Genomic DNA, 19,507 nt, shown 5'->3' with positions numbered 1-19,507 from the left:
GGGAACGCCAATCGGCGCCTGGAGCTCTCTTTCGCGGGCCTTGCCTGGAGTGTCCGCCGTGTCGCGCGGCGTCCGCTTCTCACCGTCACTTCCAGAGCCGGTTCATGGCTGAGACCACTCCGGTGGCCGATCTGGCCACGCTTCCTTCAACCGAAGAGATCGAACGCGCTTCGGCGTTCAGTCGTGAGCCCTTCCTCACTGAGGGAGAGGACGCCGCACAGGCGTTGGCTCCGGGAACGCCGCGTCGCCGCGCGCTCGAAGCCGCCCTCGTGGAAATCGAGGGCGGCGCCAAGGTGCCGTCACCGCATTGGCGACGGCAATGGTCGCTGCTGCTCGGGCTCGAACGGCTGCTCTCCCAGGACGAGCCGCACCTCGTCGACGGCACCGTGCTCTCCGCGCACCAGATCGACGCGCTCTCGGGCACGCTCACCGCGCTGCTCGCCGATCGCCTGAAGACCGGCGACACCGCCGCCCCCGGCACGCCCGTGCCCGAGCCCGTCCTCGCCCCCGTCGAGAAGCCCATCGTCGTCGATGAGGACGAAGACGAGGACGACGAGGACGACGACGAGCCGGAGGAGGTCGAGGAGGACGCGCCGGACTGGGACGCCGGCGCCGGCGAGGAGGACGAGGACGTCTCCGACGCCCCCGAGGACCCCAACGCCGGCAAGCGCTTCTGGTTCGAGCACGCGACGGGCGCCGGCAAGACCGTCGCCGCCGTCGGCTTCGTCGAAGCCTCCCGCACCGGCGGCGTCCTGATCCTCACCCACCGCCGCAACCTCGTGGACCAGTTCCACGGCGAGCTGCGCGACCGTGGGTACGCCAAGCGCATCGCGCCCGCGCTGCTCGGCCACGACGACACGGCCAACGGGCCGGTCACGGTCGAGACCTACCAGTGGTTCGTCCGCAACGCGGGCAACATCTCGGACGCGTACTCGATCGTCATCTGCGACGAGGCGCACACCGCGCTGGGCGAGAAGACCTCGGCCGCGATCCGCGCCTGGACCGGCCCGGTGTTCGTCGGCATGACGGCGACGGGCGCGCTGATCGCGCGCCACGTCACGGACCTCTTCCCGACGCAGACCTCGCGCTTCGACCTGGCGCAGGCCGCGCGCCGCGGCGTCATCTCGCCGCTGCGCTGCGTCCGCATCCCGCCGGGGCCGGGCGTCCGCACGATCGCCAAGGTGCCGCTGCGCCGCGGCGAGGTGGACACCGAGTTCGACCAGGAGATGCTGGCCCAGCTGCTCGATCAGCTGCCGTTCAACCTGGCGATCGCCGACCTCTACAAGACGCGCTTCAACGGCGTGCCGGGCGTTGTCTACGCCGCCGGCGTGCGCCACGCGTACAACGTCGCCTCGGCTTTCCGGGACGTCGGCATCAACGCGCAGGCCGTCTCGGGTGAGACGCCCAAGCGCGAGTTGGCGCAGATCCTCGCCCGCTACGAGGCCGGCGACGTCGACGTGCTGGTCAACGCGCAGCTGCTCGCCGAGGGCTGGAACTCGCCGCGTGCGACGGTCTGCATGCACCTGGCGCCGACGGCGTCCAAGCGCATCTACCAGCAGCGCGTCGGCCGCGTCACCCGTCGCCAGCAAGGCAAGGAAGCCGGCATCGTCGTCGACTTCGTCCACCCCGCGACCAAGCACGACGACCCGGTCGTCACGCTGCACTCGCTGCTGGACCGTGACGTCTACCGCGGCGGCGCGATCGTGGTCGGCCCGGTGCGTCGTGGCCGCGGCCGTCGCCTGCGCGTCGAGCGCCGCGTGCTGCCGGTCACCGCCGAGGAGAACCGGCGGATCGAGGTCTTCGAGCGCGAGCTGTGGCGGATCGCCGTCGAGCATCTGGACTACGGCGAGCAGGTCCAGTGGGCCGCTCTGGCGGGCGCGCGCGTCGCTCCCACCGGCTGGCGCCGCGCTCGCGCGATGCTGCACTTCGACCAGGGCGGCGAGCTCAAGCGCACGTTCCTGATCACCGCGGTCGACCGCAACAAGAACCCGCAGCTGCGCCTGCGCGCGCTGCAGGAGATCGCCTCGGGGCGGGACGCCGAAGCCTTCGACCGTGCGCTGGACTTCGTCGAGTCCTGGCCGCGTGAGGACAAGCGCGAGGGCGTGAAGGTCGTCCTGCAGGCGCTGGCCGAGAAGAAGATCGGCCGCCGCGACCAGGCCAACAACTGGATCTGGCGCTGCGCGAACATGACGCGCGAGGTCCACGAGGAGTACGCCGTCCAGCGCTGGCCGGAGACCAAGCGCCTCCTGGGCCTGCTGGTGAACTCGTCCGGCGGGGCGCACGCGCGCAACGCCCGGCGGCTCGTCGCGCAGTCCCGCACGCAGGACCGGCGGCTGAGCGCCGCGCTGCTCGCCGCCGCGATCCCGCACACCGCCGAGGCGGGCGAGGTCATCAATGGCGCCCGCACCCGGATGTCCCGCAAGCCCGCCGCTTTGGCGCGCGAGCTGCTGCGCAACTTCCCCAAGGGCCGTGGCAGCAAGGCCAAGCGCCGCCGTCGCCGCAAGGGCGCCGGGGAGGGCGTGGCGCCCGAGGCCCTCGCGGCCGCCGCGACGAACGGCCTGGACGTCGGGCTGGACGATGGCCTCGACGTCGAGACGGGTGGCGAGGCGGTCGAGTCGGACGCGCCGCGCCGTGGCCGCTCGCGTCGCCGCCGTGCGGTCGATTCCGATCCCGACGCGCAGAAGCAGCGCCAGCCGCGCTCGCGTCGCCGTGCCAACGCGGATGGCGAGCAGCCGGCCGAGGCCGTCGCCGGTGGCGAGGGCGAGTCCGAGCCGCAGGGCGAGTCGAGGCCGTCGCGCCGGTCGCGCGGTCGTCGCAAGCCGGCCGCCGAGCCGGTCGAGGCCGCGGCCACCAACGAGACCGAGTCCGAAGCGCCCAAGCGCCAGCCGCGTTCACGTCGCCGTCCGGCGCCCGAGGGCGAGCCCACCGAGGCTGTCGCCGCGAGCGAGTCCGAGTCCGAGGCGCCCGAGCGCGAGCCGCGCTCGCGTCGTCGTGCGGTGACCGACGGCGAGCCAGCTGAGGCCGTCGCCGCGAGCGATTCCGAGCCGCAGGGCGAGTCGTCGAGCGGCCGGTCGCGTGGTCGTCGCAAGCCGGCCGCCGAGCCGGTCGAGGCCGCGGCCACCAACGAGACCGAGGCGCCGCGCTCACGCCGTCGTCCGGCCGAAGCCGCGCCCGAGGCGGAGACGCCCGCGCGCCCGTCGCGCTCGCGTCGCACGCCCGCAGCGGAGTCCGTCGAGGCGCCCGCGGCGACCGAGGCCGAAGCGCCCGCGCGTCCGTCGCGTTCGCGTCGTTCGCCCGCGACGGCGGAGCCCGCGGTCACCACCGGGCAGGCCGAAGCGCCCGCGCCCGCCGCGCGTTCTCGCCGGAAGCCCGCAGCGGAGCCGGTTGAGGTCGTCGAGGTCGACGCCGCCCAGCCCAAGCGCAAGCCGCGGGCGCGTAAGCCTGCTGCCGAGGCGGTCGAAGTCGTCGAGGTGACCGCCGCGAAGCCGGCGGCCAAGCGCAAGCCGCGCGCGAAGTCGCCCGCGGCCGAGACCGTCGAGGTCGTCGAGGTCGACGCCGCCCAGCCGAAGCGCAAGCCGCGGGCGCGCAAGCCCGCCGCGGAGGCGGTCGAAGTCGTCGAGGTGGCGGCCGCGAAGCCCGCGCCCGAGCGCAAGCCGCGCGCCAAGGCGGCACCCGAGGCGCAGGCGGCGCTGTTCGACGCTCCCGCCGAGACGCCGAAGCCCAAGGCCCGCGCCACGCGCAAGCCGGCCGCGAAGCCCGCGGTCGAGGTCGCCGAGGCGCCGAAGCGCAAGCCGCGCGCGAAGGCGCCCGCGGTCGAGGCCGCGCCGAAAGCCAAGCCGAAGGCCAAGGCCAAGCCGAAGGCGGCCGCGAAGAAGAAGCCCGCCGCGAAGGCCAAGCCACGCGCGAAGAAGCCGCCGGCCGGCGAGCTGGACGCGGCGATCGAACGAGTCCGAGCGGCGGTCGAGGACGCCGCCGCCTAAATGAGGGTCACGGAGAAGGTCGCCGTCGTCACGGGCGGCGCGTCCGGGATCGGGCGCGCGCTGGCGCACCGCTTCGCCGCTGAGGGTGCCGCCGGCGTGGTCGTCGCCGACCTCGACAAGGCCGGCGCCGAGGCCGTCGCCCGGGAGATCGGTGACGCCGCGCTGCCGTTCGCGTGTGACGTGGTCGATCCCGACCATGCGGACGCGCTGATGGACATCGCCGAGAGCGCGTTCGGGCCCGTCGACATCTTCTGCGCCAACGCGGGCGTCGCCGTCGGTGAGGGGCTCGGCGAGACCGACGACTGGGACCTCGCGCTGCGCGTGAACCTGCGCGCGCACGTGAACGCCGCCGAGCGGCTGCTGCCGAGCTGGCTCGAGCGCAAGACGGGCTACTTCCTGGCGACGGCGTCGGCGGCGGGGCTCGTGACGCAGATCGGCTCGGCCCCGTACGCGGTGACCAAGCACGCGGCGGTCGCGTTCGCCGAGTGGCTCTCGATCACCTACGGCGACCGCGGGCTGGGCGTCAGCTGCCTGTGCCCGATGGGCGTCAACACGCCACTGCTGCACGGCTCCGGCCGCTCGGGTGACGTGGTCAAAGCCTCCGGGCGCGTGCTCGAGCCCGAGGAGGTCGCGGAGATCGTGATCGCGGGGCTGGAGACGGAGACGTTCCTGATCCTCCCGCACCCCGAGGTGCTGGACTTCTACCGGCACAAGACCAGCGACTACGAGCGCTGGCTGGCCGGGATGCGACGCCTGCAGGCGCGCGTCGCCGCCGGTTAGCGCTCCTGGACACCCCAGTCCGGGTACCGTTCTGCTGTGGCGAAGGGCCACCCGCAGGCGTATTTCCACTTGACCGAGGTCCTCGCGTCGCACGACACGCTGGATCCCGTCGCCCTGCTCGCGGTCCTGCCGGGGCACGATGGTCTGCGCGTGAGCGCCGTCGAGGGCGTCGGCCTCGTCGCGGCACGCCGGGTGGACGACTTCACGCACGTCGTCGCCGGCGTCCCGTCCGGCGCCGGGCTGCACGGCGCGTCCTTCTGGCGCGTGGAGCCGGGCCCGCTCGAGCTCGACGCGCTGGAGGCTCGCCCGGTCGACCTCGGCTTCCTCGCCGACGCCCCGGCCGGCGTGGCCACGCGCCTGCTCGACGCCGCCCTCGCCGGCCCGGTCGTGTTCTTCGAGCCGGACGACACGCGCCGCGCCGCATGGGTCGAATGGCTGAACTCTGCGCTGCCCGGCGGTGCAGGGCTCACGTTCTCCACGGCTGGTGACGATGGGGTGCGCGTGAGCGCCTCCGCCGAACCGATCGCCGACGCGATCGACGCCACCGAGCCCTGCGATCTCGCCCCCACCCTCTACGCCCGCGTCGCGCAGGAGCTGGCGGCGCGCGGCGAGCTGATCGAGGCCGTCGCCCGCCTCGACGAGCCCGACGGCCTGTCCCTCGCCGTGTACGGCGGCGCGACCGACCTGCTCGCGCCGCACCAGCTGCCGCTCGCCCTCCAGCTGATCATCGAGCTGGCCACCTCCGGCGAGGTCGCGCTCGCGGCCCGCGCGGCGGACGGCCTGCCGACGGCCGGCCCGACGACTGCGCTCGCCGTGCGCGACGAGCCCGCCCCGATGGAGATCGTCGCGCTGACCGAGCCCGACGAGATCCTCGACGCCGAGGTCGTGGAGGAGGACGAGGTCATCGACGCCACGTTCGAGGTCGAGCCCGAGCCGGAGCCGGAGATCGTTGAGCCGCCAGGCCCGTTCGAGACCCTGGATGACGACGAGGTCATCGAGGTCCCGTTCGAGGCCGTGCCGGTGGAGCCCGAGCCCGATCTCGAACCAGAGCCCGAGCCCGAGCCAGCCGCGGAGGAGCCCGAGATGTCCGAAGCGCCGGAGGACGAGGAGCCCGACGAGCTCCCCGACATGGATGCCTGGTCGAGCCTGCTCGCGGAGCTGAAGACCGAGAGCGTCCAGCCCGACGAGAGCCTGCCGCCGATGCCCGAGATCGAGGAGCGGCGCATCCGCGACCGGTTCGTGACCCCGCCCGCGCCCGCGCCGGTGGCCGAGGAGGAGCCCGAGGTGGCCGACACGACCATCGAGCTCGGCATCTCGCTCGAAGCGTTCGCACAGTCGCTGAGCCAGGCGCCCGCGCCCTCAACGCCGGAGCCGGAAGCTGCCGAGGAAGAAGCAGTGCCGGAGGTCGAAGTGATCGAGGAGCGGGAGGTCGGGATGTCCCTGGCCGACCTCGAGGCTTCCCTCAAGCGGGGTGAGCAGCCGTGAGCGCGACCTGGCTCGAGGCGGACCGCTCGGCGCTCGACGCCTGGCTGGAGCTGCACCAGCTCGCGCGCAAGCTGCCCGCCGACGCGGACTCGGCGGCGCTCGCGGACGCGGCGCTCAGGCACGTCATCCCGCTCGCGACCGAGCTGCCCGAGGAGCTGCCGTTCGTCGGCGTCCACGCGCCCACCAAGCCGTCGCCCGAGGCGCTCACGCCGTGGCTGGAGCGGCTCGAGGCCGCGCAGGGCACGCCTGCCTCCGGCACGCTGCTCGCCGCGGGCGTGGACCTCGGGCTGCTCGGGATCGACCCGCAGGCCGACGAGCGCGCGGCAGCGGTGATCGTCGCCGACTTCGAGCTCGACACCGTCCAGCAGGCGATGGGCGAGGTCGGCAAGCAGGCGCTGCTCGATCCGCTCGTCGCGAAGGTCGCCGAGCACCTGGCGGACCAGGTCGCCGAGGACCCGGACCGCCGGCCGCTGCTGCGCGAGCTGTGCAAGAACGATCAGGCGCTGGTCGCGCTCAAGCACCGCGCGACCACGAGCCCGAGCCTCGCGCTGATGTCCGTGTACCTGTGGGCGGTCGTGGATCGCTATCCGGAACGGCGCGCGCAGTCCGCGAAGACGCTGCTGATGCTCGACCCGCACGCGGTCGCGGACGTCCGCGCGCTGTGGGGCGAGGACGGCCCGGAGACCAAGGAGCACCTGGCCGAGCTGCTGCGCGTGTTCCACGACGCCGAGCGCCGCCCGCCGGAGCTGGACATCAAGCACGCCAGCGCGTTGCTGATGGCGGACCCGCTGGCGGACGTCGACACCGCCGACCCGCTCGCGCTCGCGCTGCGGGGCGTCCCGCATCACCTCGAGCTGCCGGCGTACTGCGCCTGGTACGCGGCCGCGCGCCGCCCGGGCCCGACGCACCGCTTCGACGCCTGGGGTCGGTTCGCCGCCCGCGCGCTCGCCCCGAACCACGACGTCCCGGTCGAGCGGGCGCACGAGCTGCTCGAGCTCGTCGCGGCCGAGCTGATCGAGCCGCAGATCGTCGACGGCTACTTCGACGCGATCGAGCGCATCCGCGGGGCGGTCGGCGAGACGAGCTTCGACCAGACGATGACGTTCGCGCTCACGAACGCGCTCTCCGCCAGCGAGGACCCGCAGGAGCTGCTGGCGATCACCTTCAGCATCTTCGCGAAGGCCCCGAACGGCCTCGCGAGCACGCTCCACGACGAGATCCTCGCCCCGGCGGCGCGCCCGTACCGCCGCGACGACGACGAGGTCCGCGCCCACCTCGGCCCACGCCGCCAGGCCGAGTGGGACGAGTTCACCGACCGCAACCCGCGCCCGCGCTTCGGGCGCCGGTTCCTCCCGCGGCGGCGCGCGAAAGCTAAAGGTGGGCGCTGAGCGTGACTTCGCCGGCGTTGAGCTTCAGCGTCTTGCCGTTGACGTCCACCAGCAGCGCGCCGGTCTCGTCGATCCCGGCGCCGAGCCCTTCGCCGTCCTGCCAGCGCACGCGCCGGCCGAGCAGCGCGTCGCGCTGACGCAGCGCGGTCAGCAGCGAAGAGCGGTCCTGCTCGAGCCGCGTCTGCAGCGTGATCAGCAGCTCGTTCAGAATCAACTCGACGTCTTCGGGCTTCAGGCCGAGTGAGCCCGCGACGGTCGCGGCCTCCTCGGGCAGCGTGGCCACGTCGACCGCGACGTTGACGCCGATGCCGAGCACCGCCCAGCGCGGGTCGGACTTGCTCTCGGCGAGGATGCCCGCGACCTTGCGGCCGTCGACCCAGACGTCGTTCGGCCACTTGACGACCGCGTCCGGGCCGGCGACGTCCGCCACGGCGAGCCCGGCCCGCAGCGGCAGGAGGTCGTCGAACTCGCGCAGCACGAAGGACGCCGCGATCGCCACCCCCGGCGGCGTCACCCACGTCCGGCCCTGGCGGCCGCGCCCCGCGGTCTGGGCGTCCGCGGTCACCAGGGACCCGTGCGCCGCACCTTCGTCGGCGAGCGTCCGTGCCCGCTCGTTCGTCGACCCGATCGTCGCGTGATGCTCACGCGGCTCACCCAGCGTCATGCCAGCTCCAGTTCGTCACCCGCGCCCACGCCGAGCAGCGCGGCCGCGCTTCCACCATTGACGGCGACGGCGATGTCGCCCGCCGAATCCTCGTAGATCACGAGCCCGCCGACTTCTACGTCGCCGAACGTCCGGCCGACCACGACCTCGTGGCCACCGATCCGCACACGCTCGCCCGTGGGCAGCGCCGCGTCCGTGATCAGGTTGCCGAACCCGTCGACTTCCACGACGTTGACCTTATCCGCGGGCAGGGCGGCGAGCCGTACGAGCGCCTCGCCGTCCAGTCGCGGACCGTCCGGCGCCTCGCCCAGCGCGAGGTGCGCCGCGACCGGCCCGAACACGTCGCGGCCGTGGAACGTGGCCGAGACGGGCTGCAGCCGCCACGGCGAGTCGCTCACGTCGACGACCTCGTCGATCCCGAACCGCTCGCCCGCCGGGACGAGCAGCCCGTTGTCGGGTCCGACGAGCCAGCGCGCACCGCAGCGGATCGCGAGCCCACGCCGCGCGCCGCCGACCCCCGGGTCGACGACCGCGAGATGGACGCCGGCCGGCGTGAAGGGCAGGGCCCGCGCCAGCCGCCGCGCGCCCGTCCGCACGTCCTGCGCCGGTACGCCGTGCCCGAGGTGGATGACCCGCACGTCCGGCGCGATCGACGCGATCACGCCCTCGACCACGCCGACGTACTCGTCGCCCGGCCCGTAGTCGCTCAGGAACGTGACGAACATAAAGGACCTGGGTCTTTAGGAATCGGCGACGAGGGCGGCGATCAGGCCGTCCGGCGTGTGCGGGTCGGCTTCGAGGTCCGGCTCGGCGCCGTGCTCGCGCAGGACGTCCGAGGTCGCCGGACCGATCGAGACGAGCTTTGGTCCGGTGAGCGAACCACCCGCCTCGGCGAAGAAGCGCACCGAGGACCCCGACGTGAACAGCAGGTAGTCGGCCTTCCCAGCCGCCTCGCGGGTCTCGTCCGAGAGCGGCTCGGCGACGGTCTCGTACAACGCGACGACGTCGACCTCGGCGCGCTCGCGGAGCGCGTCGGGCAGCACGTCGCGGCCTTCACGCGCGCGGACGATGAGCACGCGCTCGAAGGACAGCTCCGCGAGCGCCTCGATCAGGCCCTCGGCCACCGCGCGCTCCGGCACGACGTCCGGCTCGACGCCGCGGGCGCGCAGCTCGCGCGCCGTCCCCGGTCCAATCGCGGCCACGGTCACGCCCGCCAGGTCCCGCGCGTCGCGCAGGTGCGTGAACAGGTACTCGGCGCCCGCGGGCGAGGTCACGCACAGCAGGTCGTAGTCACGCGGCGCGGGCAACGTCACGTCCAGCGGCTGCGTGCGGATGGCCGGCGCCTCGACCGTCGTCGCGCCCAGCTCTCGCAGGCGCGCGGCGAGCGCCGAGGCCTGCGCCCGGGCCCGCGTCACGGCGACCGTCTTCCCGAACAGCGGCCGCTGCTCGAGCCACGCGATCTCCGACCGCAGCCCCGCGACCGGTCCGACCAGCGTGATCGCGGGCGCGCGAATCCCCGCCGCGTCCTCGACGACCGAGGACAGCGTCGACACGACCGTCTTCTGCCCGGGGAGCGTGCCGCGCTCGACGACTGCAACGGGCTCGTCCGCCGAGCGACCGCCCGCCACCAGCCGATCAGCGATCCGCGGCAGCGCCTTCACGCCCATGTAGAAGACGAGCGTCCCCGGGAAGCGCGCCAGCGCCTCCCAGTCCATCGACCCGTCCTCGTGCCCGGTGACGAACGCCACGCCGGACGCGTAGTCCCGGTGCGTGACCGGGATGCCCGCGTAGGCCGGAGCGGCGATGCCCGACGTCACGGCCGGCACGATCTCGAACGGGATGCCGGCGGCGCGCAGCACCTGCGCCTCCTCGCCGCCACGCCCGAAGACGAACGGGTCGCCGCCCTTGAGCCGCACCACCGTGCGCGGGCCGGTGCCGTACTGGATCAGCAGGCGGTCGATCTCCTCCTGCGGCATCTGCGGCCCGCCGCCGATCTTGCCCACGTAGACGAGCTCGGCGTCGGCCCGCGCGCCGTCCAGCGCTCCCGGCGGGATCAGGCGGTCGTAGAGGATCACGTCGGCGGCGGCGATCAGGTCGCGCGCACGGACCGTCATCAGCCCCGGATCGCCGGGACCCGCACCCACCAGGAAGACCGTCAAGCCGACACCGCCCGCAACAGCTCCTCCGCCCCCGCGGCGACGAGGCGCCGCGTCAGATCGGACGCGTCCGCGCCCTCTTCCAAGATCCAGGACGAGCCGTCCGGCAGGCCTACGTAGCCGCGCATCCGGCCCTCCAACGACAGGATCCCGATCGGCGTGTGACAGGACGCGTCCAGCGCGCGCACCACCTCCCGCTCGGCGTCCAGCGCCGCGTGCGTCGCCGCGTGGTCCACACCCGGCGCGGAGGTCCCCACGCGCCCCTGGACCGCGATCACGCCCTGCCCGGCCGCGGGCACGAAGACGTCCTCCATCAGCTTGCGCCCCACGTCGCGCCCGAGCCGGTCCAGCCCGGCCGCCGCGAGCACCAGCGCGTCGACCTCGCCCGCCTCGCGCTTGGCGAGCCGCGTGTCAACGTTGCCACGGATCTCGACGACCTCGAGGTCAGGGCGCCACGCCAGCAGCTGCGAGCGGCGCCGCAACGCGCTCGTGCCGACCCGCGCGCCCTCGCGCAGGTCCCCGACGACGACGTCGAACGGGTCCGCCCGCCGCGGCGTCGCGACGATCTCGGTGCCCGGCGCCAGCTCGGACGGCACGTCCTTGGCCGAGTGCACGGCCAGGTCGATCTCGCCCGCCAGCAGCGCGGCCTCCAGCGCACCGACCCAGCGCGACTTGTCGCCGCGCGCACGGTCGACGTCACCGGCGGTGGTGATCGTCACGAGCTCGGCGTCCACGTCGAGCAACGCGGCGACAGCACGAGCTTGGACCAGCGCCAGCGCGCTGCCCCGCGTTCCCAGGCGGAGCTTGCTCACCCGGCCAGCCGGCGGACCTCGGCGGCCTCGCCGGCCTCCGACGCCACTTCCTCTTCGAGGCCGAAGAGCTCGCGCAGGAGCCCCAGCCGGGCGTGGCGATGCTCGCCGTCGAGCGCCTTCACGCGCTCCGTCGGCTCGTGCAGCAGCCGCTTCGCGACCGCGCGCGCCAGCGCCTCCACCCGCGCGGCGTCCCGCTCGCTGAGGGACTCCCAGCGCCCGGCGTTGGCCGCCAGCAGCTCGGAGACGACCTCGTCGCCGCGGATCCGCAACGCCGCCAGGGTCGGCATCACCTCGAGCCGGCCGAGCCAGCCCGCGAACGTCTGGATCTCCTCCTCGACGATCACCTCGGCGCGCACGGCCTCCGCGCGGCGCACGGACAGATGTCCGCGAATGGCGCGCTGCAGCGCGTCCATGTCCATCAGGGTCACGCCCTCGACCGCGGCGCATGCGGGGTCGATGTCCCGCGGCACGGCCAGGTCGACGAGCAGCAGCCGCCGTCCGTCGCGCTCGGCCATCACCGCCGCGAGCTCCTCCGGGCCGATGATCGCGTGGGGCGAAGCGGTCGAAGAGACCACCACGTCGGCGCGTTCGAGCTCACCCGGCAGCTCGTCGAACGAGCCCGACCCGCCGCCGAAGCGCGCCGCGAGCGCGATCGCCCGGTCGCGGTGGCGGTTGGCTACGAACATCGTCGACACGCCGTGCGCGTGGAACGCGCGCGCGACCTGCTCGGAGTTCTCGCCCGCGCCGACGATCACGACGCGGGAGGCGGTCAGGTCGCCGATCAGCGCCTGCGCCGCGTCCACGGCCACCGAGGCGACCGACGCGTGACCTTCGGAGATCGCCGTCTCCGTCCGCACCCGCTTGCCCGTGGCCAGCGCGGCCCGGAACAGCTGGTTCGTCAGCGGCCCGGTCGTGCGCGCCGCCAGGGCCCGCTCGTACGCGCGCTTGACCTGGCCCTGGATCTCGGCCTCGCCGACGACCATCGAGTCCAGGCCGGACACGACGCGGTACAGGTGACGTGCGGCGTCGCAGTTGCGCGAGGAGTACAGCGCCTCGCCGAGGGGCGCACCGGTGCGTGCGTCCAGCACCTGCACGGCCTGCTCGGGCGCCTCGCCGACGACGTAGAGCTCGGTCCGATTGCAGGTGGAGATGGCGACGGCCTCGCTGACGCCGTCGAGCAGCAGCAGCTCGTGCAGGAACGGCTCCACCTGGCCGTCCAGCAGCGCCAGCCGCTCGCGTACGGCAAGGTCAGCCGTCTTGTGCGAGGCGCCCAGCGCCAGGAGCTCGCTCACCGCGGGACCGTCTCCCGCTCGTCGTCTTCCGCCTCGGCGGTGCGCTGCTCCAGCAGGTCCGTGATCTCGCCGAGATCGCGCTCCACGCGCGCCAGGCGGCCGGCCATGATCGCCACGTAGATCAGCACGAGCGCGAGGAAGACGAGGTAGGCGGCGGCGACGTACTTGCCGGCTTCGTCGAGAGGGAGAGCAGGCATGTCAGAGGGTGGGCGCCGCCGACCGGCGCGGGTTCGGGGTCCAGGCATCCTCGCCGTCGGCGAGGCGGCGCTTGAGGGCGCGCAGGCGGAACGTCGCGTGCTTGGACGCGAGCTCGTACTTCCAGAGCGTGATGAAGAGGCACGCCATAGCGACCGTGGAGACGAGGAACGTGATACGCATGTCACTCGGCATCGAGCCGCCGGTGGTTGAGAGCACGCGCGGGTGCACGAGCGATTCCGCCATCCGCACGGCCATGAAGTTCAGCGGCACGAACGCGCCCGCGATGATCGCGAACACCGCCGCATAGCGCGCCTGGCGCTCCGGATCCTCGATCGAGAACCGCAGCGGCTGGTAGCACGCGTAGAGCAGGAAGACGATCAGGAAGCTCACGAGCGTGGGCTCGTCCCACGTCCACCACACGCCCCAGGAGCCGCGGGCCCAGATCGAGCCCGTGACCAGCGCGCCGACCGCGAGGATCAGCGACAGGTGGATGGCGACGTAGGACCGCAGGTCGTGCAGGCGGTCACCCGTGCGCAGGTACTTGATCCCGTACACGCCACCGGCCACGAAGCCGAACAGCGCGACGATCGCCAGCGGCACGTGCAGGTAGAAGATCTTCTGGATGAACCCCTGATCCGCGTCGTTCGGCGCGTAGAAGAACACCATGGCGAAGGCGCCCACAATCAGGGCGACCGTAATGAGCGAGAGGGTCTTCAGCCCCCGGCCGAACACAGCGTTCATTCCTCCAGCAGGAAGTCGAAGATCGCGTAGGCGAGCAGCCCGAAGACGAGATCATAGAGGCCGAGGATCGCCAACCACCGTGCTTCGAGCGCCCCCGCGCCGCCCTCCGTGAGCAATGGCGCACACGCGCGGGCCGCCGCGATCACCAGGGGAACGCTCAGCGGGAGCGCGATCAGCGGGACGATCAGGTCACGCGCGCGGGTCTGGATGGCGAGCGCGGCGACGAGCGTGCCGATCACCGCGATCCCCGCGTTGGCGAGCGCCAGGACGAGGATCAGCTCGGGCAGCGGACCCCACGGCGACGGGCCGAGCAGCAGGATCGTGAACGCGGCGAGCACGAACACCTCCACCACGCTCAGGAACAGGAACAGCAGGATCGCCTTCGCCACGAGCATCGACGTGCGGTCCACGGGCGCGAGCAGGAAGCCGTCGAAGCCGCCCTCCTCGCGTTCGGACACGAACAGCCGGTTGATCCCGAGCACGGCCGCGAACAGCAGCGTCACCCACAGGATCCCGGACGCGAGGTTGCCGGTCACCTCGCGCTCGTCGAGCGCGAAGTGGAAGAGCACGAACGTGCCGATCGAGAACAGCACCATCGCCGGGACCGCCTCCGGCGTGCGGCGCTGGAGCAGCAGGTCCTTGCGGAGCAGCGCGCCGACCGCGCTACGCATACAGCGCCCGCACGTCGTCGGTGGTGACGTCGCGCTCGCAGAAGGCGACGCGCCCGTCGCGCAGGCCCAGCGTGAGGTCGCCGCGGAACGTGGGGTCGTGGGAGATCACCACGCGCGTGCCGCCGCTGATCAACGGCTCGACGAGAGCGGCGGCGCCCGGGTCGAGGCCCGCGAGCGGCTCGTCGAGCAGCAGCAGCTCGGGCGCGTGGAGCACGGCCCGCGCGACCGCCGTGCGCTGGATCATCCCGCGCGAGAACGTGTGCACGGGGTCGTCGGCGCGCCGTGCCAGGCCCACGGCCTCCAGCAGCTCGTCGATCCGCGCGAACGGGACCTTGTGCAGCCGCGCGTGGAACTCGAGGTTCTCGCGCGCGGTCAGGTCGCGGTAAAGCAGCGGGTCGTGGCCGAGGAAGCCGACCTTCCCGCGCACCGCCCAACCCTCCTTCGGCAGCACGTGCCCGAGGACGCGGGCCTCGCCCCGGTGCGGCCGCAGCAGGGACGCCAGGATCCGCAGCAGCGTCGTCTTGCCCGCGCCGTTGGCGCCGAACACCGCCAGCGTCTCGCCTTCCTCGACCGCCAGGGTCACGCCCGAGAGCGCGACCCGTTCCCCGTAGGCGCGGCCGACGTCAGCCAGCTCGATCGCTCTCATGGTGCGACGAGTCCCCGCGCAGGGTGCGCACCACGTGCTTGAGCGTCGGCGCCAGCACCGGGAAGAGCTGCTCGATCGACTTCGGCGAGCCCGGGAAGTTCACGATCAGCGTCTTGCCGGCGATCCCGGACACGCCGCGCGTGAGGATGCCGTGCGGCGTGTACTTCAGGCCCTCGGCGCGCATCGTCTCGGCGAAGCCCGGCGCCTCGCGCTGGATCACCGAGCGCGTCGCCTCGGGCGTGATGTCGTTCGGGGTCAGGCCCGTGCCGCCCGTGGTGAAGATCAGGTCGCAGCCGGCGGCCACGAAGTGGTGCAGGCGGTCTTCGATCAGGGCGAAGTCATCGGGGACGACCTCCATGCCCACGACCTCGCAGCCCGCGTCTTCGGCGGCGGCGGCGAGTTTGGGCCCGGAGAGGTCCTCGGCTTCACGGCGCGAGACGCGCGTGGAAACTGTCAGGACGGCAGCGCGGATGCGCCGGAGGCTAGCGCTTGAGCTTGACCGTGTGGCGGACGGTCATGCCGTCCTCGGTGATCGCGACGGCCACGGTCTTGGCCTTCTTGGCCAGCTTGACGGTCAGCGTGGCCGACGTCGACTTGTTCGCGGCGATCGCGTAGCTAACCGCGTTGGAGGCCTTCGCCTTGCCGGTGATCGCGGCGACCGACCCCTCGCAGCTCTGCTGGCCCTTGCACTTGAGGGTGAGCTTGAGCTTGTTCTTCTTGAGCGTGGCCTTGGCGTTGACGTCGATCGTGTGCGGGAGCCCGCTGGCGGTGGTCCAGGGCGTCGTGGCCGGCGTCGGCGGCGCGGTCGGGGTGGTGGGTGTCGTTCCCGAGGAGCCACCCGCGGGGCCGGTCGGCTTGAGGGTCGACGGGCGCGGCGCGGGGCTGACGCCGAGGAGCGCGGCGAGCGCGTTGTAGGCGTTCAGGCGCCCGCCGGTGACGACCTTGCCGGCGAACGCGGGCTTGCGCTCGACGCCCGCGAGGAGCGCGGCGCGGACCTGCGCGACGGTGGCGCCGGGCCGGGCCGCGAACAGCAGCGCGGCGGTGCCGGTGACCATCGGCGCGGCGAAGCTCGTGCCGCGGTAGGAGCCCGTGGTGCCGTTGAGGCGCAGGCCGGCGATGAGCTGGCCGGGCGCGACGAGGTCGACCGACGCGGCGCCGAAGTTCGAGAAGCTCGAGAGCGAGTCGAGCGGGGTGGACGCGCCGACGCAGATCACGTTCGGCGCCGGGTCCTCGCACGGGTAGCTGGAGTCGCTGACGTCGTTGTCGGCGCCGTCGTTGCCGGCGGCGGCGATGAAGAGCGTGTTCGGGTAGGCGGCGACCGCGTTGCGCATGGCGAGCGAGTCGGGGCCGACCAGGCTGATGTTCACGACCCGCGCGCCGATCGCGCCGAGGTAGGCGATCGCGGACGCGGCGGTGGCCGTGGTGCCGTAGCCCTCGCTGTCGAGCGCGCGCCCGGTCATCAGCGTCGCCTGCGGCGCGATGCCGACGACGTTCGACGGGCCGTACGGGCCGAGCGTGACGCTCGCGGTCGTGGTGCCGTGGCCGTTCGCGTCGGTCGGGTCGCCGTCGCCGTCCACGAAGTCGCACCCGCGCACGTCGTCGACGCAGCCGTTGCCGTCGTCGTCGATCCGGTTGGTGGCCTTCGCGCCCGCCTCCCCGGGGTTGGCGAAGACGCTCATCCCGGCGAGCTGCGGCAGGACGAAGTTCGTCCCGGAGTCGATGATGCCGACGGGCACGCCGGCGCCGTAGCTGCCGAAGGACCACGCCCGCACGACGTCGATGTCGGCTTCCTTGGTGCCGTTGAACTGGCCGACGTTGTTCAGGCCCCACTGGTCCTGGAACGGCGTGACCGCCGAGCCCCACGTGCGCCGGGCGGGTTCCACCCAGGACACGCGCGCGTCCTGGATCACGAGGTTGGTGTCCAAGGTCCCGCTGGTGGCGGTGAGCACGTAGGCGTTCGGCAGACCCATGCGGCGGACGCTCGCGCCGTAGCTAGCGGCGGCGGCGCGGACCGCGCTCGCGGGCGTGCCGGCCTTGTAGCCGACGATCAGCTGCGAGGCCGTCTGGGCGCGTGCGGGGACCGCCGCGCCGAAGGCGAGCAGGCAAGCGAGCAGCAGGGAACGCCGGAGCATCTCGCCCCAGTGATCGGCCGGAGGCTCACCGTCTTCTACCTGACAAGTGTCAGAGTGCGGACTTCGCCGGCTCGTGCTGGCGCTGCGCCGTGCGAATCAGCTCGAGCACGGTCGCTTCCTCCCCCGCACGGAGGAGGGCGATCGGGTCCGGATCGCCGTTGACGATGCTCTCGAAGAACGCCTTGCGGTCCTGGTAGGTGGGCAGCGTGCCCTTCGCCCAGCCGCGGACGTCGTTGAGCATGACCGCCAGCCGCGCGTACTCGGGCCCGAACGTCTCGGCGATCTGGGCCTTCATGCGCTTGGCGAGCGCGGGTGAGGCGCCAGCGGTCGAGATCGCGATCGCCAGCGGGCCGGTGCGCACGATCGCGGGCAGGATGAAGTTGCACAGCGGCGGGACGTCGACGACGTTGGCGAGCATCGCCCGCTCCTCGGCGTCGTTGTAGACGCCGATGTTCACGTCGGTGTCGTTCGTGGCCGCGATGACCATGAACGCCTTCTCGAGGTCCCCGCGCTCGTAGCGGCGGCGGATCCACTCGATTGAGCCTTCCTCGGCGAGCTTCTCGAGCGCGGGCTCGATCTCGGGCGCGATGAGCACGACCCGGCCGTCGCAGGCCAGCAGGCCCTCGACCTTCTCGAGCCCGATCTCCCCACCGCCGACGACGACGCAGCGGCGCCCCGTGAGCTTGAGGCACGCGATGTAGAACGGCGTGTCGAGCATGTCGCGCACGCAGGTCTGGTCGCAGATCCCGCGGCGGTACTGGCAGACGCACTCTTTGCCGGCGTAGGCCTGAGCTGGCATGTGATTACAACCGTACTAAGGACAGATGCAGCGCTACTTCGATCATCACTCACTGCTCCGGGAGGTCGTGGGTCATCGGCTCACGGCGTTGTCCGGCCCGCGTGCGCTGCTCGTGATGGCCGCGCACCCGGTGGCCTTCGCGGGCTTCTTCGCCCACACCGGTGCCCTTGATGACCCGTACGGACGGCTTCGGCGTACAGGTCGCGTACTTGACGCGGTCGCGTTCGGGACGCGAGCCGAGGCGGACCGCATGACGGCGCCGGTCCGCCGTGCGCACTCGCGGGTGCGTGGGGAGCTGCGCGAGGACGCGGGGCGCTTCCCGGCAGGGACGCCGTACCGCGGTGACGATCCGGAGCTGCTGCTGTGGATCCTGGCCGCGCTGGCCGAGTCGGCGATGGTCGTGTTCCCGCGCGCGGTGCGCGGGCTGTCGCGGGAAGAGCTCAACGCGCTGTGGCTGGACTACCGCGAGGTGGGACGGGCGTTCGGGCTCGCCGGCGACGAGATGCCGGCCGACATCGACAGCTTCGAGCGGTACATGGCGGACATGTACGCCAGCGGTGACCTGTGCGTGACGGACGCCGCGCGGGAGCTGGCGATCGACATCGTGATGAAGCCGCCCGTGCCGGCGAAGTACGTGGCGCTGCGCGAGCTGGTCAACCAGGTCACGGTGGGGCTGCTGCCTTCCGGGCTCCGGCGGCAGTACGGGTTCCGGTGGGACCCGCTGCGGGCCGTGGCGCTCCGCTCGGGTGCCGAAGTGCTGCGGCGTCTTCCCGTGTGACCGCGCGGTAACGGCAACGGCTGACCACACCCGCGGGCGCCGCGTCAAGCAACTCGCGCTTCGCGGCGAGCCGCTTGACCCGACGCGGCGGGCGTGGTGTGGGCAGGTGAGGAGGGTTCCCCTCACTGAGTGAAACGCCCTGGCGTTCACCTCGATCGGACCACTTGGACCAATCCTGGTCGGCGGCGAGGGGGGTGCGGTCGGAAAGCTTCCTGACAGGACAGTTTCCGACCGCACCCCCTCTCTGATTTGCTGACCTCGCCGAGTCGTGGTACGTTGAGCGGACCAATTCGCGAAGGATATGTCCGAGACTCAGACCACATTCCGACCGCTCCAGCGGTATGAGCAAATCGCCGAACGGCTCGCCGGCGATATCCGGAGCGGGCTCCTCGCGCCTGGCTCGCGGCTGCCGAGTGAGCGGGAGCTCGCGCGCACGCTCGAGGTCAGCCGGGCTTCCGTGCGTGAGGCCCTCGCGGCCCTGCAGCTGCAGGGCGTCGTCGAGACCCGCAAGGGCGCCGGGACGTTCGTGTCGTCCCGGCCGCCGGTGGCCGAGGAGCCGCCGCACGACGCGTCGCCGTCCGCGGTGCTCGAGGCGCGCGCGCAGCTCGAGCCGTGCGTCGCGCGACTGGCCGCCGCTCGCGGTCAGCGCGACGAGGCCGCCGAGAGCTTGCTCGCCGCGATGGAGGCCGAGCCGGTGGACATCGCCACCTGGAACACGTCCGACCGGCTGTTCCATCGGCAGCTCGCCGCGATGACCGGCAACCCGGTGCTGCTCGCGTTCGCCGACCACGTGGCCGGCCTGATGGACCAGCCGCTGTGGCAGCGGCTGCGCGACGACTCGATCGCCACCGAGGGCCGCACCCGGATCCACGTGGCCGAGCACCGGATGATCTACGAGGCGATCGTCGCCGGCGACGCCGACGCCGCGGCCTTCTACTCCCAGCAGCACATCAACCGCGTCCGCGCCTACATGGAGCTCTCCTAG

Annotated in this window: 18 protein-coding genes; 6 read left to right on the top strand and 12 right to left on the bottom strand. The window is 72.8% G+C overall.

Annotated elements, in window-relative coordinates:
• Window positions 1–269 precede the first annotated feature (269 nt).
• From OJ997_RS12055 to OJ997_RS12040, 4 genes are read left to right on the top strand one after another with little or no spacing between them, the layout of a single operon-like run.
• Complete coding sequence (locus OJ997_RS12055) at window positions 270–3,980, top strand: DEAD/DEAH box helicase (protein ID WP_270025348.1); 3,711 nt, start codon at window positions 270–272, stop codon at window positions 3,978–3,980.
• On the top strand, window positions 3,981–4,760 hold the full coding sequence (locus tag OJ997_RS12050) for an SDR family oxidoreductase (protein ID WP_270025347.1): 780 nt from the start codon (window positions 3,981–3,983) through the stop codon (window positions 4,758–4,760).
• Between the two features lie 36 nt (window positions 4,761–4,796).
• Window positions 4,797–6,245, top strand: coding sequence for a hypothetical protein (locus OJ997_RS12045; protein ID WP_270025346.1), 1,449 nt, complete (start codon window positions 4,797–4,799; stop codon window positions 6,243–6,245).
• On the top strand, window positions 6,242–7,633 hold the full coding sequence (locus OJ997_RS12040; RefSeq protein ID WP_270025345.1) for a hypothetical protein: 1,392 nt from the start codon (window positions 6,242–6,244) through the stop codon (window positions 7,631–7,633). Before OJ997_RS12045 ends, OJ997_RS12040 begins: the two co-directional genes overlap by 4 nt.
• On the opposite strand, the gene OJ997_RS12035 is transcribed toward OJ997_RS12040, so the two are convergent.
• Genes OJ997_RS12035 through OJ997_RS11980 form a run of 12 tightly spaced genes read right to left on the bottom strand, consistent with a single transcriptional unit; the run spans window position 7,617 to window position 17,744 of the window.
• Window positions 7,617–8,297 (bottom strand): biotin--[acetyl-CoA-carboxylase] ligase, encoded by a 681-nt coding sequence (locus OJ997_RS12035; RefSeq protein ID WP_270025344.1) that lies wholly within the window; start codon window positions 8,295–8,297, stop codon window positions 7,617–7,619. The genes OJ997_RS12040 and OJ997_RS12035 overlap by 17 nt on opposite strands.
• The gene (locus tag OJ997_RS12030; protein ID WP_270025343.1) at window positions 8,294–9,022 is read right to left on the bottom strand and encodes an SAM hydrolase/SAM-dependent halogenase family protein; all 729 of its coding nucleotides are present in this window, start codon (window positions 9,020–9,022) and stop codon (window positions 8,294–8,296) included. Before OJ997_RS12030 ends, OJ997_RS12035 begins: the two co-directional genes overlap by 4 nt.
• A 15-nt stretch (window positions 9,023–9,037) precedes the next feature.
• Window positions 9,038–10,441, bottom strand: coding sequence for a uroporphyrinogen-III C-methyltransferase (gene cobA, locus OJ997_RS12025; RefSeq protein WP_270025342.1), 1,404 nt, complete (start codon window positions 10,439–10,441; stop codon window positions 9,038–9,040).
• A gap of 11 nt (window positions 10,442–10,452) precedes the next feature.
• Complete coding sequence (hemC, locus tag OJ997_RS12020) at window positions 10,453–11,265, bottom strand: hydroxymethylbilane synthase (protein ID WP_270025341.1); 813 nt, start codon at window positions 11,263–11,265, stop codon at window positions 10,453–10,455.
• Window positions 11,262–12,557 carry a glutamyl-tRNA reductase gene (gene hemA / locus OJ997_RS12015; RefSeq protein WP_270025340.1) on the bottom strand — a complete coding sequence of 432 codons (1,296 nt, stop codon included), beginning with the start codon at window positions 12,555–12,557 and terminating at the stop codon, window positions 11,262–11,264. Before hemA ends, hemC begins: the two co-directional genes overlap by 4 nt.
• Window positions 12,554–12,754 (bottom strand): hypothetical protein, encoded by a 201-nt coding sequence (locus OJ997_RS12010; protein WP_270025339.1) that lies wholly within the window; start codon window positions 12,752–12,754, stop codon window positions 12,554–12,556. The genes hemA and OJ997_RS12010 overlap by 4 nt, the downstream gene beginning before the upstream one ends.
• A 1-nt stretch (window position 12,755) precedes the next feature.
• Entirely contained in the window at window positions 12,756–13,496 is a 741-nt protein-coding gene (locus OJ997_RS12005) for a cytochrome c biogenesis protein (RefSeq protein WP_270025338.1), read from the bottom strand.
• The gene (locus OJ997_RS12000; protein WP_270025337.1) at window positions 13,493–14,167 is read right to left on the bottom strand and encodes a heme exporter protein CcmB; all 675 of its coding nucleotides are present in this window, start codon (window positions 14,165–14,167) and stop codon (window positions 13,493–13,495) included. Before OJ997_RS12000 ends, OJ997_RS12005 begins: the two co-directional genes overlap by 4 nt.
• Window positions 14,160–14,813 carry an ATP-binding cassette domain-containing protein gene (locus OJ997_RS11995; protein WP_270025336.1) on the bottom strand — a complete coding sequence of 218 codons (654 nt, stop codon included), beginning with the start codon at window positions 14,811–14,813 and terminating at the stop codon, window positions 14,160–14,162. Before OJ997_RS11995 ends, OJ997_RS12000 begins: the two co-directional genes overlap by 8 nt.
• Window positions 14,791–15,285 carry a MogA/MoaB family molybdenum cofactor biosynthesis protein gene (locus OJ997_RS11990; RefSeq protein ID WP_270025426.1) on the bottom strand — a complete coding sequence of 165 codons (495 nt, stop codon included), beginning with the start codon at window positions 15,283–15,285 and terminating at the stop codon, window positions 14,791–14,793. Before OJ997_RS11990 ends, OJ997_RS11995 begins: the two co-directional genes overlap by 23 nt.
• A gap of 10 nt (window positions 15,286–15,295) precedes the next feature.
• The gene (locus OJ997_RS11985) at window positions 15,296–16,945 is read right to left on the bottom strand and encodes a S8 family serine peptidase (RefSeq protein WP_270025335.1); all 1,650 of its coding nucleotides are present in this window, start codon (window positions 16,943–16,945) and stop codon (window positions 15,296–15,298) included.
• A 49-nt stretch (window positions 16,946–16,994) separates the two neighbouring features.
• Window positions 16,995–17,744, bottom strand: a complete 750-nt coding sequence (locus OJ997_RS11980; RefSeq protein ID WP_270025334.1) for a precorrin-2 dehydrogenase/sirohydrochlorin ferrochelatase family protein — start codon at window positions 17,742–17,744, stop codon at window positions 16,995–16,997.
• Window positions 17,745–17,769: 25 nt separating this feature from the next.
• Between OJ997_RS11980 and OJ997_RS11975 the strand changes: the two genes are divergently transcribed.
• A complete protein-coding gene (locus OJ997_RS11975; RefSeq protein WP_270025333.1) occupies window positions 17,770–18,522 on the top strand; it encodes an oxygenase MpaB family protein in 753 nt (250 codons plus the stop codon).
• Window positions 18,523–18,823: 301 nt separating this feature from the next.
• Complete coding sequence (locus OJ997_RS11970; RefSeq protein ID WP_270025332.1) at window positions 18,824–19,507, top strand: FadR/GntR family transcriptional regulator; 684 nt, start codon at window positions 18,824–18,826, stop codon at window positions 19,505–19,507.

The sequence above is a fragment of the Solirubrobacter phytolaccae genome (assembly GCF_027587195.1).
Taxonomy (GTDB): domain Bacteria; phylum Actinomycetota; class Thermoleophilia; order Solirubrobacterales; family Solirubrobacteraceae; genus Solirubrobacter; species Solirubrobacter phytolaccae.
The sequence above is the reverse complement of the archived record's forward strand: the minus strand, read 5'-3'. Positions and strand labels throughout refer to the sequence as shown.

What these genes read in the sequence shown, in the direction of transcription:
- OJ997_RS12050 (WP_270025347.1), top strand. Translation starts at nt 3,981, where the DNA reads ATGAGGGTCACGGAGAAGGTCGCCGTCGTCACGGGCGGCGCGTCCGGG.
- OJ997_RS12035 (WP_270025344.1), bottom strand. Translation starts at nt 8,297, where the DNA reads ATGACGCTGGGTGAGCCGCGTGAGCATCACGCGACGATCGGGTCGACG.
- OJ997_RS12030 (WP_270025343.1), bottom strand. Translation starts at nt 9,022, where the DNA reads ATGTTCGTCACGTTCCTGAGCGACTACGGGCCGGGCGACGAGTACGTC.
- OJ997_RS12010 (WP_270025339.1), bottom strand. Translation starts at nt 12,754, where the DNA reads ATGCCTGCTCTCCCTCTCGACGAAGCCGGCAAGTACGTCGCCGCCGCC.
- OJ997_RS12005 (WP_270025338.1), bottom strand. Translation starts at nt 13,496, where the DNA reads ATGAACGCTGTGTTCGGCCGGGGGCTGAAGACCCTCTCGCTCATTACG.
- OJ997_RS12000 (WP_270025337.1), bottom strand. Translation starts at nt 14,167, where the DNA reads ATGCGTAGCGCGGTCGGCGCGCTGCTCCGCAAGGACCTGCTGCTCCAG.
- OJ997_RS11995 (WP_270025336.1), bottom strand. Translation starts at nt 14,813, where the DNA reads ATGAGAGCGATCGAGCTGGCTGACGTCGGCCGCGCCTACGGGGAACGG.
- OJ997_RS11985 (WP_270025335.1), bottom strand. Translation starts at nt 16,945, where the DNA reads ATGCTCCGGCGTTCCCTGCTGCTCGCTTGCCTGCTCGCCTTCGGCGCG.
- OJ997_RS11980 (WP_270025334.1), bottom strand. Translation starts at nt 17,744, where the DNA reads ATGCCAGCTCAGGCCTACGCCGGCAAAGAGTGCGTCTGCCAGTACCGC.
- OJ997_RS11975 (WP_270025333.1), top strand. Translation starts at nt 17,770, where the DNA reads ATGCAGCGCTACTTCGATCATCACTCACTGCTCCGGGAGGTCGTGGGT.
- OJ997_RS11970 (WP_270025332.1), top strand. Translation starts at nt 18,824, where the DNA reads ATGTCCGAGACTCAGACCACATTCCGACCGCTCCAGCGGTATGAGCAA.